Origin of the sequence: uncultured Tateyamaria sp. (assembly GCF_947503415.1) — a bacterium.
Lineage (GTDB): Bacteria > Pseudomonadota > Alphaproteobacteria > Rhodobacterales > Rhodobacteraceae > Tateyamaria.
Map to the genome: position 1 here is coordinate 319,836 of NZ_CANNDS010000003.1, position 13,012 is coordinate 332,847.

17 protein-coding genes and 1 other RNA gene are annotated in these 13,012 nt (G+C 61.1%); 10 read left to right on the forward strand and 8 right to left on the reverse strand.

The window, feature by feature from the left end:
- Positions 1-41: 41 nt before the first annotated feature.
- Entirely contained in the window at positions 42-734 is a 693-nt protein-coding gene (locus tag Q1A32_RS18185; protein ID WP_299615161.1) for a metal-dependent hydrolase, read from the reverse strand.
- A gap of 386 nt (positions 735-1,120) precedes the next feature.
- On the opposite strand from Q1A32_RS18185, the gene Q1A32_RS18190 reads away from it, so the two are divergent.
- A complete protein-coding gene (locus Q1A32_RS18190; RefSeq protein ID WP_299656344.1) occupies positions 1,121-1,765 on the forward strand; it encodes a ceramidase domain-containing protein in 645 nt (214 codons plus the stop codon).
- On the opposite strand, the gene Q1A32_RS18195 is transcribed toward Q1A32_RS18190, so the two are convergent.
- Positions 1,744-2,157, reverse strand: a complete 414-nt coding sequence (locus Q1A32_RS18195; protein WP_299656347.1) for a VOC family protein — start codon at positions 2,155-2,157, stop codon at positions 1,744-1,746. The genes Q1A32_RS18190 and Q1A32_RS18195 overlap by 22 nt on opposite strands.
- A gap of 120 nt (positions 2,158-2,277) precedes the next feature.
- Here Q1A32_RS18195 and gatC point away from each other — a divergent pair, with 120 nt between their 5' ends.
- The 5 genes from gatC to rnpB all read left to right on the forward strand — a co-directional run bounded on the left by gatC (position 2,278) and on the right by rnpB (position 6,068).
- Positions 2,278-2,565, forward strand: a complete 288-nt coding sequence (gatC, locus tag Q1A32_RS18200; RefSeq protein ID WP_299045669.1) for an Asp-tRNA(Asn)/Glu-tRNA(Gln) amidotransferase subunit GatC — start codon at positions 2,278-2,280, stop codon at positions 2,563-2,565.
- Complete coding sequence (gatA, locus tag Q1A32_RS18205) at positions 2,565-4,049, forward strand: Asp-tRNA(Asn)/Glu-tRNA(Gln) amidotransferase subunit GatA (protein ID WP_299656350.1); 1,485 nt, start codon at positions 2,565-2,567, stop codon at positions 4,047-4,049. The genes gatC and gatA overlap by 1 nt, the downstream gene beginning before the upstream one ends.
- 34 nt (positions 4,050-4,083) lie before the next feature.
- Positions 4,084-4,893 (forward strand): hypothetical protein, encoded by an 810-nt coding sequence (locus Q1A32_RS18210; protein WP_299656352.1) that lies wholly within the window; start codon positions 4,084-4,086, stop codon positions 4,891-4,893.
- A gap of 50 nt (positions 4,894-4,943) precedes the next feature.
- On the forward strand, positions 4,944-5,558 hold the full coding sequence (locus Q1A32_RS18215; RefSeq protein ID WP_299656355.1) for an N-acetylmuramoyl-L-alanine amidase: 615 nt from the start codon (positions 4,944-4,946) through the stop codon (positions 5,556-5,558).
- 114 nt (positions 5,559-5,672) lie between these two features.
- Positions 5,673-6,068, forward strand: an RNA gene (gene rnpB / locus Q1A32_RS18220) — RNase P RNA component class A.
- 70 nt (positions 6,069-6,138) lie between these two features.
- Here rnpB and Q1A32_RS18225 read toward each other — a convergent pair.
- From Q1A32_RS18225 to Q1A32_RS18235, 3 genes are all read right to left on the reverse strand, one after another.
- Positions 6,139-6,627, reverse strand: coding sequence for a YHS domain-containing (seleno)protein (locus Q1A32_RS18225; protein ID WP_299656358.1), 489 nt, complete (start codon positions 6,625-6,627; stop codon positions 6,139-6,141).
- A gap of 115 nt (positions 6,628-6,742) precedes the next feature.
- On the reverse strand, positions 6,743-7,114 hold the full coding sequence (locus Q1A32_RS18230; RefSeq protein ID WP_299656361.1) for a hypothetical protein: 372 nt from the start codon (positions 7,112-7,114) through the stop codon (positions 6,743-6,745).
- Positions 7,115-7,230: 116 nt separating this feature from the next.
- A complete protein-coding gene (locus Q1A32_RS18235; RefSeq protein WP_299656364.1) occupies positions 7,231-8,199 on the reverse strand; it encodes an AraC family transcriptional regulator in 969 nt (322 codons plus the stop codon).
- Between the two features lie 252 nt (positions 8,200-8,451).
- Between Q1A32_RS18235 and rpmG the strand changes: the two genes are divergently transcribed.
- Both rpmG and Q1A32_RS18245 read left to right on the forward strand, forming a co-directional pair.
- On the forward strand, positions 8,452-8,619 hold the full coding sequence (gene rpmG, locus Q1A32_RS18240) for a 50S ribosomal protein L33 (protein WP_039682682.1): 168 nt from the start codon (positions 8,452-8,454) through the stop codon (positions 8,617-8,619).
- A 75-nt stretch (positions 8,620-8,694) separates the two neighbouring features.
- Positions 8,695-9,486, forward strand: a complete 792-nt coding sequence (locus Q1A32_RS18245; protein ID WP_299656367.1) for a GNAT family N-acetyltransferase — start codon at positions 8,695-8,697, stop codon at positions 9,484-9,486.
- Between the two features lie 4 nt (positions 9,487-9,490).
- Here the strand turns inward: Q1A32_RS18245 and Q1A32_RS18250 are convergent, their stop codons facing one another.
- From Q1A32_RS18250 to Q1A32_RS18260, 3 genes are all read right to left on the reverse strand, one after another.
- Positions 9,491-9,952 carry a cupin domain-containing protein gene (locus Q1A32_RS18250; RefSeq protein WP_299656370.1) on the reverse strand — a complete coding sequence of 154 codons (462 nt, stop codon included), beginning with the start codon at positions 9,950-9,952 and terminating at the stop codon, positions 9,491-9,493.
- Positions 9,953-10,022: 70 nt separating this feature from the next.
- Positions 10,023-10,802 carry a Bax inhibitor-1/YccA family protein gene (locus tag Q1A32_RS18255; RefSeq protein WP_299656373.1) on the reverse strand — a complete coding sequence of 260 codons (780 nt, stop codon included), beginning with the start codon at positions 10,800-10,802 and terminating at the stop codon, positions 10,023-10,025.
- A 184-nt stretch (positions 10,803-10,986) separates the two neighbouring features.
- Complete coding sequence (locus Q1A32_RS18260) at positions 10,987-11,202, reverse strand: DUF1127 domain-containing protein (protein ID WP_299656376.1); 216 nt, start codon at positions 11,200-11,202, stop codon at positions 10,987-10,989.
- A 122-nt stretch (positions 11,203-11,324) separates the two neighbouring features.
- Here Q1A32_RS18260 and Q1A32_RS18265 point away from each other — a divergent pair, with 122 nt between their 5' ends.
- Together Q1A32_RS18265 and Q1A32_RS18270 are read left to right on the forward strand one after the other, a co-directional pair.
- Positions 11,325-12,209: a LysR family transcriptional regulator gene (locus tag Q1A32_RS18265; RefSeq protein ID WP_299615191.1), complete on the forward strand. Its 885-nt coding sequence runs from the start codon at positions 11,325-11,327 to the stop codon at positions 12,207-12,209.
- 417 nt (positions 12,210-12,626) lie between these two features.
- Positions 12,627-12,998, forward strand: coding sequence for a helix-turn-helix domain-containing protein (locus tag Q1A32_RS18270; protein ID WP_299615193.1), 372 nt, complete (start codon positions 12,627-12,629; stop codon positions 12,996-12,998).
- Positions 12,999-13,012 lie beyond the last annotated feature (14 nt).

Sequence of the window (13,012 nt, forward strand, 5' to 3'; positions counted from 1 at the left end):
TCGGGGGGTAACGCCGTGGGGGACGATCCGTTCCGGTGCTGCTAGAGCGCGATGGGGTCCAACACTTCGGGTTCGATCACCTTGACGCCCGGCAGGCCGTCACGCAGCACCTTGGCTGACTGTTCGAGGATGGGAAAAGTCTTGTAATGACAGGGGATTACGGTGCCGAAGTGGAAGTAGTGGCGGGCGGCGTAGGCGGCGCCGGCCATGTCCATGGTGAAGTAGCCACCTGCCGACAAGATACCGATATCAGGCCTGTAGACGTCGCCGATCCATTGCATGTCGGCCATGATGGCGGTGTCCCCGGAATGGTAGATCGTCTTGTCTTCGCCCCGGATGATGAACCCGCATTCCTGACCCATATACACGCCCCGCCCGTCCACGACGATGGACGATGAATGCGAGGCGGGCACAAGCGTGACGCTCACATCGCCGAATGTCACGGTGCCGCCCCTGTTGTAGGCGTGCCCTTCGGTCGCGCCCTGACTGTAGAGATATTGGGCCAGTTCGTACATGCCTGAGACCGGCAAGTCTTTGTCTTTGCTCAACTTTGCGACGTCTTGCGTGTGGTCGAAATGGCCGTGGGTGACGAGGATTTGCGTGGCATCCGCGATGGCCTCGGGGACGCGGTCCTCGGGCAGCATGGGGTTGCCTGACAGCCACGGGTCGATCAGCAGGATCTGGTCCCCGATCTCGATGCGAAAGCTGCCGTGGCCGAGCCAGATGATGTTCATGATGTCCTCCCTTTTGACCGAGTGTAGCGCATGTTCGAGGGCGCGGGAGCCTTCGGTGGGGACTTTTTTGAAACGGGGAAGGCGGATGCGATTCGCCGCCTGATTTACCCAATGTTCATTGAGTTTAAGAGCGTATGGCAGGGTGTCACCCCCCGTGCACCATCCGTACACCCCCTGTGCACCCCCAACGGGCGCTGAGGCTGGGGTTAACGCAACGTGCGTTGCTTTGCGGGCGCTGACGCGACACGATTCCGCTTTGATGGGGGCTCTGCCCCCAAACCCCCGGGATATTTTTGGCCAAGAGAATTCAATTTGGTTATAGCGTATAACTGCTTTGGCATTCCCTGTATCTTGACCTGAATGCCAAGTGCCGTAGGTCGGGCCACATGGAATTGTTGCGCGAGATTGACGGGTATTGCGAACGGATGGGGCCGGGGTACTGGGCCGAGCCTGTGAATGCCGTGACGAACGTCGCCTTTGTCATTGCCGCGGTCTGGATGTGGCGGCGCAGTGTGGGTGTGCCGATGGCGCGGGCGCTGTCGCTGGTGTTGGGTGTCATTGGATTGGGCAGTTACCTGTTTCACACCCATGCGCAGGTCTGGTCCGCGATTGCGGATGTGGCGCCGATTGCCGGGTTCATTCTGCTCTATATCTTTGCGATCAACCGGGATGTGTGGGGGATGCGGACCGTTTGGGCGCTGGGGGCGACGGCCCTGTTCTTTCCCTATGCCGTGCTGACGGTGCCGCTGTTTCAGGGCCTGCCCGTGCTGGGCGTGTCGGCGGGGTATGTGCCGGTGCCTGTTCTGATCCTGATCTATGCCGGGCTGTTGTGGCGGCGTGCGCCAGCATTGGCGCGTGGCTTTGTCATCGGGGCTGTGATCCTGTTGGTGTCGCTGACGGCCCGGTCGGTGGACGAGACGCTGTGCGCGCAACTTCCCCTTGGCACGCATTTCCTGTGGCACATTCTGAATGGCCTCATGTTGGGGTGGATGATTGAGGTGTATCGCCGCTATGTGTCGTCAGAGACTTGATGTACTTCGATGACGTTGCCGTCTGGGTCGTAGAAGAAGATCTGGTGCCAGCCTTCGACCGCTTGGTTGCCCCAGTCAGCATATGGGATGTTTTGCGCGTCGAGATGCGCCTTGAAGGCATCGAGATCGTCGGTGCGATAGGCGATGTGCCCGTGGCTGACCGGGTTGACCATCTGCCCTGAGCGGAAGCCGGCCAGCGGGTCCTTTTGTGCCAGATGCGTCTGGATATCGCCGTCCGTCACAAAGGCCACGTCGCCTGCGTAGCCCTTGTTTTTCTCAAGCGTGGGCAGGCCATCGGTTTCGCGGGTCAGCCCCAGCACGTCGCGGTAGAACGCATCCATCCGCTGCACGTTGTCGGTCACAAGGTTCACGTGATGCAGTTTCAGTTTCATGGTGCGCTCCCCGCCATTTGCTCAAATCTGTGGCAGATGGGGGCGCGCGGCAAGGGCCAAGGCTTGAAGGTGGGGCATGGCTTCGCTATTGCCCGATCTGACGAGACCACGAGGAATGTCATGTCCATCGATCAAAGCACCGCCGCCCGTGTGGCGAAACTGGCCCGGATCAAGGTTGAGGAAGATCAGCTTCCCGCCCTTGCGTCCGAATTCAACACCATTCTGGGCTTCATCGAGCAGTTGAGCGAAGTGGATGTCGAGGGCGTGGAGCCGATGACATCCGTGACCCCGCAGCGCCTGAAGCGCCGCGCCGATGTGGTGACCGATGGCGGGCAGCAGGACAAGGTGCTGGCCAATGCGCCCGATGCGCGTGAGGGGTTCTTTGCGGTGCCGAAGGTGGTTGAGTAATGGCTGAATTGAACAAGCTGGGGCTGGCAGAGGCCCGTGATGCGCTGCGTGCGGGCGACGTGACGTCCGTCGAGTTGACCGAGGCGTGCCTGACCGAGATTGAGGGGGCGGGGGCGCTCAATGCGTTCGTCCACAACACGCCAGAGATTGCGCGCGATCAGGCCAAAGCGGCGGATGTGCGCATCAAGGCAGGCGATGCGCCGGACATGTGCGGCTTGCCGATTGGCATCAAGGATCTGTTCTGCACCAAGGGTGTGCCGTCTCAGGCCGGGAGCCGCATTCTTGAGGGGTTCCTGCCCGAGTATGAGAGCACCGTGAGCGGCAATCTGCTGGATGCGGGTGCCGTCATGCTGGGCAAGCTGAACATGGACGAGTTTGCCATGGGGTCGTCGAACGAGACGTCCGTTTATGGCAATGCCGTGAACCCTTGGCGGCGTGGCAATGATGAGGCGGCGTTGACGCCGGGCGGGTCGTCGGGCGGGTCTGCGTCCGCTGTGGCGGCGGACCTGTGTCTGGCGGCAACGGGCACCGATACAGGCGGGTCGATCCGCCAGCCTGCGGCCTTTACCGGCATCACCGGCATCAAGCCGACCTATGGGCGTTGTTCGCGCTGGGGTGTGGTGGCGTTTGCGTCCTCGCTGGATCAGGCGGGACCGATGACCAAGTCGGTGCGCGATGCGGCGATCATGCTGGAAACGATGTGCAGCCATGACCCGAAGGATTCGACATCTGCGGACCTGCCTGTGCCGAATTTTGAGGCCATGCTGACCGGCGACATCAAGGGCAAGAAGATCGGTATTCCGAAAGAGTACCGCATGGACGGGATGCCGGACGAGATCGAGACGCTTTGGACCCGTGGCCGTGAAATGCTGGCCGATGCGGGGGCGGAGATTGTCGATATCTCACTGCCGCACACCAAGTACGCTTTGCCTGCCTATTACGTGATTGCACCGGCGGAGGCGTCCTCGAACCTCGCCCGCTATGACGGGGTGCGCTATGGCCACCGGGCGACGCTTGCCCAAGGCGATGGCATCACCGAGATGTATGAAAAGACCCGCGCCGAAGGCTTTGGCGATGAGGTGAAGCGTCGGGTCATGATCGGCACGTATGTGCTGTCGGCGGGGTTCTATGACGCCTATTACAACCGTGCCCGCAAGGTGCGGACGCTGATCAAGAAGGACTTTGAGGATGTGTTTGCCCAGGGCATTGACGCGATCCTGACGCCTGCGACGCCGTCTGCCGCCTTTGGGCTGGGCGAGGCGTCGGATGATCCGGTGCAGATGTATCTGAACGACGTGTTCACCGTGACTGTGAACATGGCGGGTCTGCCGGGCATTGCTGTCCCCGCGGGGACGGATGCGAACGGGCTGCCGCTGGGTCTGCAGCTCATTGGCCGCCCATGGGAAGAGGGTGATTTGCTGAACACCGCTTATGCGCTGGAGGCGCGGGCCGGGTTTGTGGCAAAACCTGCGAAATGGTGGTAATCGGTGCCGACCAAACCCAAAAAGGGTAGAGCAGATGATAAGTTTCCGCAGTTTTCTGGTGCTGGGCGCCGTTGTCGGTCTGGCCGCGTGCCAGCCTGTGATCCCTGACAGCAATCCGGGTGGTTTTGTCGATCCCGGGCGCGGCGTGGGCTTTGACAACCCCAATACGTTGGCCGCCCGCGACGCGCGCGAAGCCGAACTGGCCGCGCCCACGGTGGGCGCTGCACCGGGTGTGCAGGCGCAATCCCTGCCGCCCTCGGGTGCGCAGCCTGTCGGTGGCACGACGCCAACTGCCGGTGCGACCCCCCGTGCGGTGTCGAATCCGGCGGGGCTTGATGCGGAACTGGCGCAGATTGCGGCACAGAATGATGCCGCCGCAGCGCAGGCCAATTCGGGGCAACAGGTGGTGAATGCCAGCCCGTCAAACGCGGCCCCCGTGATCCTGAACAATCCCGGCATCTCGGACGAGAACAATTTCGACGCTGTGGCATCGCGCGAGTCCATCGAAAGCGATGCGGCCCGTATTCAATCGAACCGGCAGCAATATCAGGTTGTGCAGCCCACGGCCCTGCCGTCGCGCACAGGCAGCACGCAGCCCAATGTCGTACAATACGCCCTGCAGACCCGTCACCCCAAGGGCACGCGGGTGCATCGGCGCTTCAACGTTGCGTCGGCCTCGAAATTCCAGCGCAATTGCGCGGTCTACAGTTCTGCCGACGAGGCGCAGATCGACTTCCTGTCCCGTGGCGGACCCGAGCGGGATCGCCGTGGTCTGGACCCCGATGGCGACGGCTATGCCTGCAACTGGGACCCGGCCCCGTTCCGTCGGGCGGCCGGCAACTGATCCAAAGGCACGCGCATCCGTCCCCGAATTGCGGGCTGCGGCGCGATGGATTGACGCCGCGTTTTGTGGTGTTGCACTACACGGCCATGGCGACGGCGGATGCCGCCATAGAGCGGCTTTGCGATCCCGCTTCGGACGTGTCGGCGCATTACGTGATCTGCAAAAGCGGGCGGGTGACACAACTTGTTCCCGAGGGGCTGCGCGCGTGGCATGCCGGGGCGGGCGAGTGGCGCGGTCTGACCGACATCAATTCGCGCTCCATCGGCATCGAATTGGACAATGACGGGCAGACGCCCTTTGCGGAGCCATTGATGCACAGCCTTGAGCACCTGCTGACCGGCATTCTGTCGGCATGGAATATCCCGCCTGAGAATGTCATCGGCCATTCGGACATGGCGCCGGGGCGCAAGTTCGATCCCGGCCCCCGGTTCGATTGGGCGCGGCTGGAGGCGCAGGGGCTTGCGGGACGACGCGGCCACGACATCGGCCCGTCCGATCCAACCCCCCAAGGTTTTGCTCAGGTCGCGAAACAGGCCGGGTACACAGCTGATGTTGACCCGGACACTTTGCTTGCAGCGGTACGTCTGAGATACCGACCGTTCGAAACCGGGCCACTGGACCCGCAGGACTACACACCCCTTGGGCATGCGGCACGTTGGGCCTAGTGCCCCATCCGTTTCTTCTGACTGAAAATACCACCGCCGGAGGCTCCGGCATGTGCAATCCGTGCATCAATGCCCATTGACGCCGCCGGGCCCACACGCGTATGCGCGTCCGGCGTGGAGGGGCGGATGGCCGCTTAGGGGCATTGGCTGGCGCCAATACCCTGAGAGGAAAGTCCGGACTCCAGGAAGCAACGGTGCCGGGTAACGCCCGGGCGGGGCAACCCGACGGACAGCGCCACAGAAATCAGACGGCCTTGCATGCAGGGTCAAGGTGAAAAGGTGGGGTAAGAGCCCACCGCGGACCGGGCAACCGGGACGGCATGGCAAGCCCTACCGGGAGCAATGCCAAATAGGGACCGCGTGGGCTGGCAACAGTCCGGGGATGCTTTTGCCCCAGCAGGTCCGGGTTGGCAGCTAGAGGGGTGTTGGCAACAGCATCTCAAGAGGAATGGTCATCTCGGGGCGGGCAACCGCCCTAGACAGAATCCGGCTTACAGCCTCTCCACGCGCATCACTCCGTGCCAGAACAGGCAAGCGGGGTGCCGCTTGCCTGTTCCGTTCTTGTGCATCACCGGATCGGTCAGAGGTCTTCGACCGCTGTGCTGCGGATGTCTGACCAGTTTGTTGCCGCCTTGGCGATGACGCCGGTGCGGTCCTCGTTGAAGGCTTTGAAGATGTCTTCGTTCAGGAAGACATAGAGCTTGTCGTCGATGACCGCGGCATAGTCCGGATCGCCGTCAAACTTCTTGCCGACCGAGACGCCGAAGGTGCAGAACCCACCGTTCTGGGGCAGATACGCGGCCGGGTCGGCTTTGAACGTCGCGCCGTTTTCTGCGGTGGCAAAGCGGTAGGCCACGCCGTCATGCACAATTGTGTGCTGCGCTGCGCCGACCACCGGATCACCGGAGGCGATAAACGCCACTGGATCGACGCCGTGCAGGCCAAGCGGAGCGCCCGCGCCGGTCAGGCCGGTCGACACGTTGTATTCGTCGGCAGCCATGGCGCCAGAGGCCAGCGAGAATGCGGCCGCGCAGGCCATGATGGAAGCGAGAGTGAGAGTGCGAAACATGGATTTTCCTTTCGTTTCGAGGGTGATCGGGCACAGCCCGGTTGGATTGACGCGGTGGGTCCGCGCCAAGACGTGAGGGGTGTCTTGGAGGAGGGAGTGCGGTGGGCGTGGCCGCTTAAAGCAGTCCGGGTGCTGCCGTTTCACCTTTGTGCAGCGAAACGACCAAAGCGACGGTGGCGCCCAGACCCCAGTAATAGGCCGCGTCCAGCCCTGAGAACCCGAGCAAAAAGGGTGCGATCAGGAATGTGGCTCCGACAGCGCCATCCACCGCGAGGTGAAACGTGTAAGGCAGGACACGGAACAGCCCCAGATGATGGTCTGTCAGCACCGTCAGCACAAACGCGGCGATGCCCGTCACAACCGACAGCCAGAAGGCCAGCGGGTGCGACTGACCAAGACCCAGAAGGCTAGGCATCGCGATGAGGCCGATGGCGACCGGATAGTCGAGATAGGCGTGTATTTCCTTGCTCACGAAACGCAGAGACATGTTGGTTCCTTTCCAATCTGCGCGACCTGTGGCCGCTGTGATGAAAGGAATGTGCCCACTGCGCGGACCGTTTTCTATTTCAGGGCGTTCAGTGGTTTTTACTGATCGTTCAGAGTTCAGAACGATGTGTGTTCGAGGGCGCGCGTTGGGCTGTGGTCGTTCCGAAACGCCGCCGGGCTTTGACCTGTTTCCCGTTTGAACACCCGCGCGAACGCCGAATCCGAGGCATAGCCCACGTCGCGGGCGATATCGGTGATGGGCTTTGTGCGCGCGATCAGATCCTGTTGGGCAATCTGGATGCGCCAGCGGGTCACATATTCCATCGGGGCAAGCCCCATCGTTCTGGAAAAGTGCATGGCGAACCCGGTGCGCGATTGGCCGGCCGCGCGGGCGAGACCTTCGACCGTCCACGTGATGCCTGGATCGCGGTGGAAGGCTGCCAGAGCGCGGGAAATATGCGGGTCTGCAAATCCGGCAAGGCCGACGCGGGCTGCCGCATCTGTTTCGATGAACGTGCGCAATGCCTGAACAAAGAGGATTTCGGAGATCTTCTGCGCGATGAGATCACCGCCGAACCGGTCTTGGCCCACTTCATCCGCGATCAGGCGCAGGGATGTGTCCATCCAGCGCCCTGCATGTTCGCCGTAGTTCCGGATCAGGATGTAATCGGGCAGCTGGTCAAACAGCATGTGCGACGCCCGCGGCGCGAGCGAAAAATGCCCGCAGATCAGCTGTGTTTCGTGATCATCCGCATCCCCGCCATAGACCAGAACACCGCGGCCGTTGTAGCCGGACCGTTCCAGAACGGTATCGAGCGGCAGGACGGCGCTGTGCGGGTGTCGTCCGCAGATCAGGTCATGTGCCGCCCCGTGCGGAATGATGATCAGATCGCCTTGGGCCACAGTGACCGTCGTGTCGGTCGAGCATATGCGAACGCGGCAGTCCCCGCGGTGGGCAAAGTGGAACCGGGCGACATTCTCGTATGCAGGCACGGCAATGCCCCATGGCGGCGTGAATGCCGTCCGGAAATAGAGCGTACCGTTGAGGGTCAGCCGCGTGAGAATATCGCTGAGCGGGTCCAACATGGCATCAGGTTGGACACGGGCTGTGCCAACTGTCCAGCCGCCTGAACGATCGGCACAGAGAATTGAACTTTCTGCAGGGGCTGGCCTGTTTGATTTGGCAGAATTCCGGCCCGCGCTGCAAATGATGAATTTGGGTGCTGAACACGAAGTGGATGGGGTTGACTCGGGGCAGGGCGCAGGTAAAAGCGCGGTTCATACGAATTTCCCGTCAGCGGGCCTATATGGCTTATCTGGCGATGCAGGAGACAGCAGATGGCCAAGCCAACCACGATCAAGATCCGCCTGAACTCGACCGCAGGCACTGGCCACTTCTATGTGACCAAGAAAAACGCACGCACCATGACCGAAAAGATGGTCGTACGGAAGTACGATCCCGTGGCGCGCAAGCATGTCGAATACAAGGAAGGCAAGATCAAGTAAGATCGCCCACCCTTCGAGATGACAAAGGCCGCGCCCACCGGGACGCGGCCTTTTTCGTTGTATGGAGATGACCCCATGGCCGTGTTCGCCCTGACGCGCCGATCAGACGGGCTTGAGTACCGGTTTGACCCCGTCCCGGGCGATGATGCGCGTTTCCGGCGTGCGGACCGCCCCGATCTGTGCGTGCACAAAGAAAGCGGGTTGGGGTGGGTGATGCGCGACCCCGACACCGGTGCGCTGGTGGGGCGGACGTGGGAGGTGCCGGTCGCGGCGCAAGGCATTTTGCCGCCCGCAGGCATGTGGGTCACCGCGAAGGGCGACAAAAGCTACATTTACGATCTGGTGTATACGATGAATGATGATCCCAACTTGCCGTCGGAGAAAGCTGTGATGCGGATACGTCCCAGCACCAAGGCTGACATGGCCGCTGTGGATGCGCTGTTGGCGCGGACCTATCCGAAGTTGCTGAAGGCGGATTATCCGCCCTCGGTGCTGGTCACGGCGTTGCCCATCATCAGCCGTGCGCGGCCCGAGTTGCTGGTGTGCGGGACGTATTACGTGGTGGAGGAGGGTGGCGCGATCCTTGGCGCAGGTGGCTGGACGCGGGACAAGGCCGATCCGGCGCTGGGCCATATCCGCCATGTGGTGACGGACGACCGGGCGCTGCGGCGTGGTGTGGGTCGGCTGTTGATGACCCATGCGTTTGCCAAGGCTCAAGACGCAGGTGTCACGCGCATGGAGTGCTGGGCCACGCGCACCGCGGTTCCGTTTTACACGGCTGTCGGGTTCACAGAGGTTGGCCCAATCGACGTGCCGCTGGCAGGCGGCATCACCTTTCCGTCGGTGCGGATGTTGCGCGATCTGTGAGGATCTATTCCGGCTTGGTGCTGGGCTGGCCGTCCAGCGTTTCGTAACGGCGGATGTCGTTGGTCCGGTCGTAGATCAAGACGCGGTCCAGCGTGGGGTAGGTGACGCGGTCATGTGCCACGCGCGTGCCGATGACAACATAGCGGGCGTCTGCGTCGCTATCGTTGCGCAGGTTGTGGCCGACCGGCGTGCCCGCGGCCCATGTCGCGGCGTCCCCTGCGACAAGCGTGGTTTCGGTGCCGTCCTCGGTCAATGTGAGTGTGCCGGAGAGCATGAGGATCATCTCGTCCTCGGTCGTGTGCCAATGGTTGTGGGATGAGACAGAACCGGGTGGCAGCGTTTCAACAAACGCTCCGAACTGCGTGAGGCCGCCCGTGTCACTGAGCAATTCGGCGGTGTAAGGTCCCAGGGTGCCCTCGGCTCCGCCTTTGTCCATGCGTGCCGTGCCGCGTTTGATGACTGTCATCGAGACCTCCGTTGAAACGAAAAAGGCCGGTCACTGAGGACCGGCCTTTGGATAGTCGATGCGGTGCAGGCTATTCCTGCTGACCCATGAACATGAGCAGGAACTGGAACATGTTCAGGAACGCGATATAGAGGCTGAGCGCGCCGTCGATTGCGGCCTTGTCCAGCCATTCCTGATCGCCGTGGGACGCATGCGCCACGTAGGTGTTCTTGATGTCCTGCGTGTAGAACGCGGTCAGACCGGCAAAGATCAGAACGCCGATGGCGGAGATCGCGAACATCATTGCAGGCGATTGCAGGAAGATGTTGATGATCATCGCCACGATCAGGCCGATCACACCCATCATCAGGAAGGTGCCCATGCCGGACAGGTCCTTCTTCGTGGTGTAGCCATAAAGGCTGAGACCCGCGAAGGCGATCGCTGTGACCAGGAAGGTCTGCGTGATCGAGTAGGGCGTAAAGACCAGGAAGATCGAACTCATCGACACGCCCATGACGGCGGCGAAGATGAAGAAGCCCAGTTGCACGGTGGCGGCAGAGCCACGACGCATCAGCGCGCCCCAGCCGAACAGCAGGAAGGCCAGCGGTGCGAACATCACAACCCAGCGCAGAGGCGTGGTGTAGAGCAACGTGCCAAGGCCCGTCAGGTATGTGCCTTCGCGCAGCGCGACGGTGGCCCCTGCCGGATCGGATGTGACGGCAAGACCCGCAATGGCCCAAGCGGCCAGTGCGGTGATCAGCATGCCCACGGACATTGTGCCGTAGACTTTATTCATATGGGCACGAAGGCCCGCGTCGATCTGGGCGGCGCGTGTACCGGCCGCGGACCGGATCGTATTCAACTCAGCCATGATTGACCTCCAAATTGATACCAGTTCCGATGGGTGATCCATCGATCGCGGATTTCCGCCCGCGTTGGATCAAATATTGGGTCAAATCCCCTGTCGTTCAAGGCTTTTTAGAGGGTTTCCCACCCTCAGGGTGCGACATTCCGACCGTTTTTGTCATAAATGCCGCACACCGGGTGGGGATTGTTCAGTCGCGCCAGTTGGCGGGCACATCCCAGATGGGTTTCGCGCTTTCGCGGGCTGCGCGTTCTGTATTCAAGCCGATGTCGTTGAGGGCTCGGGCATCAAGACGGGCCAGCGCACGCCGCGAGCGCCATACGTCAAACAGGGTGCGCAGCGAGAAAGTGCGCCGTGCTGCGGGTTGGGGTGCGACGTGGCGGTGTGTGATGTCGGTGAAAGCCATGGGGCGTCCTTTCTATCGTATGATGGTTCTATCGGGTTTCATCAAAGTTCTTGATGTATATGACGGATCATGACACATTCTTAAAGCGAATGTTTTTGATATGATGCATCAAGGAGTGTGATGTGAGAAATTTGGACATTACGACACTTCGGTCGTTCGTTGCCGTCGCAGAGAGCGGTGGCGTCACGCGGGCCGCAGGTTTTCTGCACCTCACACAGTCGGCGGTATCGATGCAGCTGAAGCGGCTCGAAGAGTTGCTGGGCCTTGATCTGTTCGACCGATCCGGGCGCACCATTGCGTTGACAGCATCGGGAGAGCAGTTGTTGGTCTACGCCCGGCGCATGGTGGCCTTGAATGACGAGGTGATCACGCGGCTGACCGATCAGGCCTATGAAGGTGAGATCACCCTGGGCGTGCCGCATGATATCGTCTATCCGGCCATTCCGCGTGTGCTGAAGCAATTTCATGCCGCGTTTCCGCGCGTGAAGGTGCAACTCGACAGTTCATACACCCGGCGTCTGAAAGCGGAATTTGCCAAAGGCGCGTGCGATATCATCCTGACCACCGAAACCGGGATCGACAGCGGTGGCGAGCAATTGTGCACCAAGCCTTTGTGCTGGGTCGGCGCGCCTGGCGGGTCGGCGTGGCGGCAACGGCCATTGAAACTGGCCTTCGGGCGTCAGTGCACATTCCGTCCGCGCGTGATTGAGCAATTGGACACCGCTGGCATTCCTTGGGATGTGGTTGTTGAAACAGAAAGTGATCGCACGATCGAGGCGACAGTCAGCGCGGATCTGGCCGTGCACACCATGATCGAGGGCACCGAGCCGCCGCATCTGGACCGCATTGAACATGGCGGGGCGCTGCCCGAACTGCCCATGCACAGCATCAACCTGTACGGAGCAGGCGGCGCCGTGAACGAGGTGCATGACGCCCTCGTCGGATTCTTGAGGCGGGCCTTTCACGCGACGGATACGGTGGCACTTCGCGCTGTTTCGACCCTGTAAAATCCCTCGAACATCGCCCGTTTGAGCGGATTTCAGCGCATGATACGCGCCGTTCGCTGCGTCGTATCTGACTACTAAAGTCTTAATTTTCTTCGAAAAAGCGTGCGAGGGTATACAATTAAGGGTGGTGTAAGAGGTGTCATTTTATCGCGTAACGTGTTGAAGCGACCGGACAAAGTTGCACCGCGACGACTTTATGTCTTTTCACATAGCGGGCGGTCCGACAGAAGATGCGCCGCAGCGCTTGCGTCCAATGGGAGAGCGGAGCGCGCGCAATTCACGTTCAGCGGGTGGAATTCGTTGAAAACAACCTACATGCAGCGTATGGTTATAGAACGCGCTCTGGCTGTACGGCAGAAAAGCCCTCTGACGATCACGCTGCGAGAGTGCATTTGTAATAATTAGGTTGGGATCACCATGGCACATTTGGTAGACGTTCATGTCGGCAAACGTATCAGACAACGCCGGTGGCTGATTGGGATGACTCAGCAAAAACTGGCTGACATGGTCGGTATCAAATTTCAGCAAATCCAGAAGTACGAAACGGGTGCAAACCGTGTCAGCGCATCGCGCCTTTGGGACATCGGTGAAGCGATGGGTGTGCCGGTTGCGTTCTTCTTCGAAGGGCTGAAGGAAGACCTGAGCCAGGCGGCGACGGAAGGCAATGTGCCTCCGGACATGCTGAGCGACAAGGAAGCGATGGAACTGGTGCGTACCTATTACGCGATCCCCGAAAACCAGCGCCGCCGTCTGTTCGAACTGGCCCGCGTCCTCAGCGACGTCGCCTGATCACGACCTGACAG

Excerpts from the sequence above, each read along its gene's own strand:
- Q1A32_RS18185 (WP_299615161.1), bottom strand. The coding sequence starts at position 734 with ATGAACATCATCTGGCTCGGCCACGGCAGCTTTCGCATCGAGATCGGG.
- Q1A32_RS18190 (WP_299656344.1), top strand. The coding sequence starts at position 1,121 with ATGGAATTGTTGCGCGAGATTGACGGGTATTGCGAACGGATGGGGCCG.
- Q1A32_RS18195 (WP_299656347.1), bottom strand. The coding sequence starts at position 2,157 with ATGAAACTGAAACTGCATCACGTGAACCTTGTGACCGACAACGTGCAG.
- gatC (WP_299045669.1), top strand. The coding sequence starts at position 2,278 with ATGTCCATCGATCAAAGCACCGCCGCCCGTGTGGCGAAACTGGCCCGG.
- gatA (WP_299656350.1), top strand. The coding sequence starts at position 2,565 with ATGGCTGAATTGAACAAGCTGGGGCTGGCAGAGGCCCGTGATGCGCTG.
- Q1A32_RS18210 (WP_299656352.1), top strand. The coding sequence starts at position 4,084 with ATGATAAGTTTCCGCAGTTTTCTGGTGCTGGGCGCCGTTGTCGGTCTG.
- Q1A32_RS18225 (WP_299656358.1), bottom strand. The coding sequence starts at position 6,627 with ATGTTTCGCACTCTCACTCTCGCTTCCATCATGGCCTGCGCGGCCGCA.
- Q1A32_RS18230 (WP_299656361.1), bottom strand. The coding sequence starts at position 7,114 with ATGTCTCTGCGTTTCGTGAGCAAGGAAATACACGCCTATCTCGACTAT.
- Q1A32_RS18235 (WP_299656364.1), bottom strand. The coding sequence starts at position 8,199 with ATGTTGGACCCGCTCAGCGATATTCTCACGCGGCTGACCCTCAACGGT.
- rpmG (WP_039682682.1), top strand. The coding sequence starts at position 8,452 with ATGGCCAAGCCAACCACGATCAAGATCCGCCTGAACTCGACCGCAGGC.
- Q1A32_RS18245 (WP_299656367.1), top strand. The coding sequence starts at position 8,695 with ATGGCCGTGTTCGCCCTGACGCGCCGATCAGACGGGCTTGAGTACCGG.
- Q1A32_RS18250 (WP_299656370.1), bottom strand. The coding sequence starts at position 9,952 with ATGACAGTCATCAAACGCGGCACGGCACGCATGGACAAAGGCGGAGCC.
- Q1A32_RS18255 (WP_299656373.1), bottom strand. The coding sequence starts at position 10,802 with ATGGCTGAGTTGAATACGATCCGGTCCGCGGCCGGTACACGCGCCGCC.
- Q1A32_RS18260 (WP_299656376.1), bottom strand. The coding sequence starts at position 11,202 with ATGGCTTTCACCGACATCACACACCGCCACGTCGCACCCCAACCCGCA.
- Q1A32_RS18270 (WP_299615193.1), top strand. The coding sequence starts at position 12,627 with ATGGCACATTTGGTAGACGTTCATGTCGGCAAACGTATCAGACAACGC.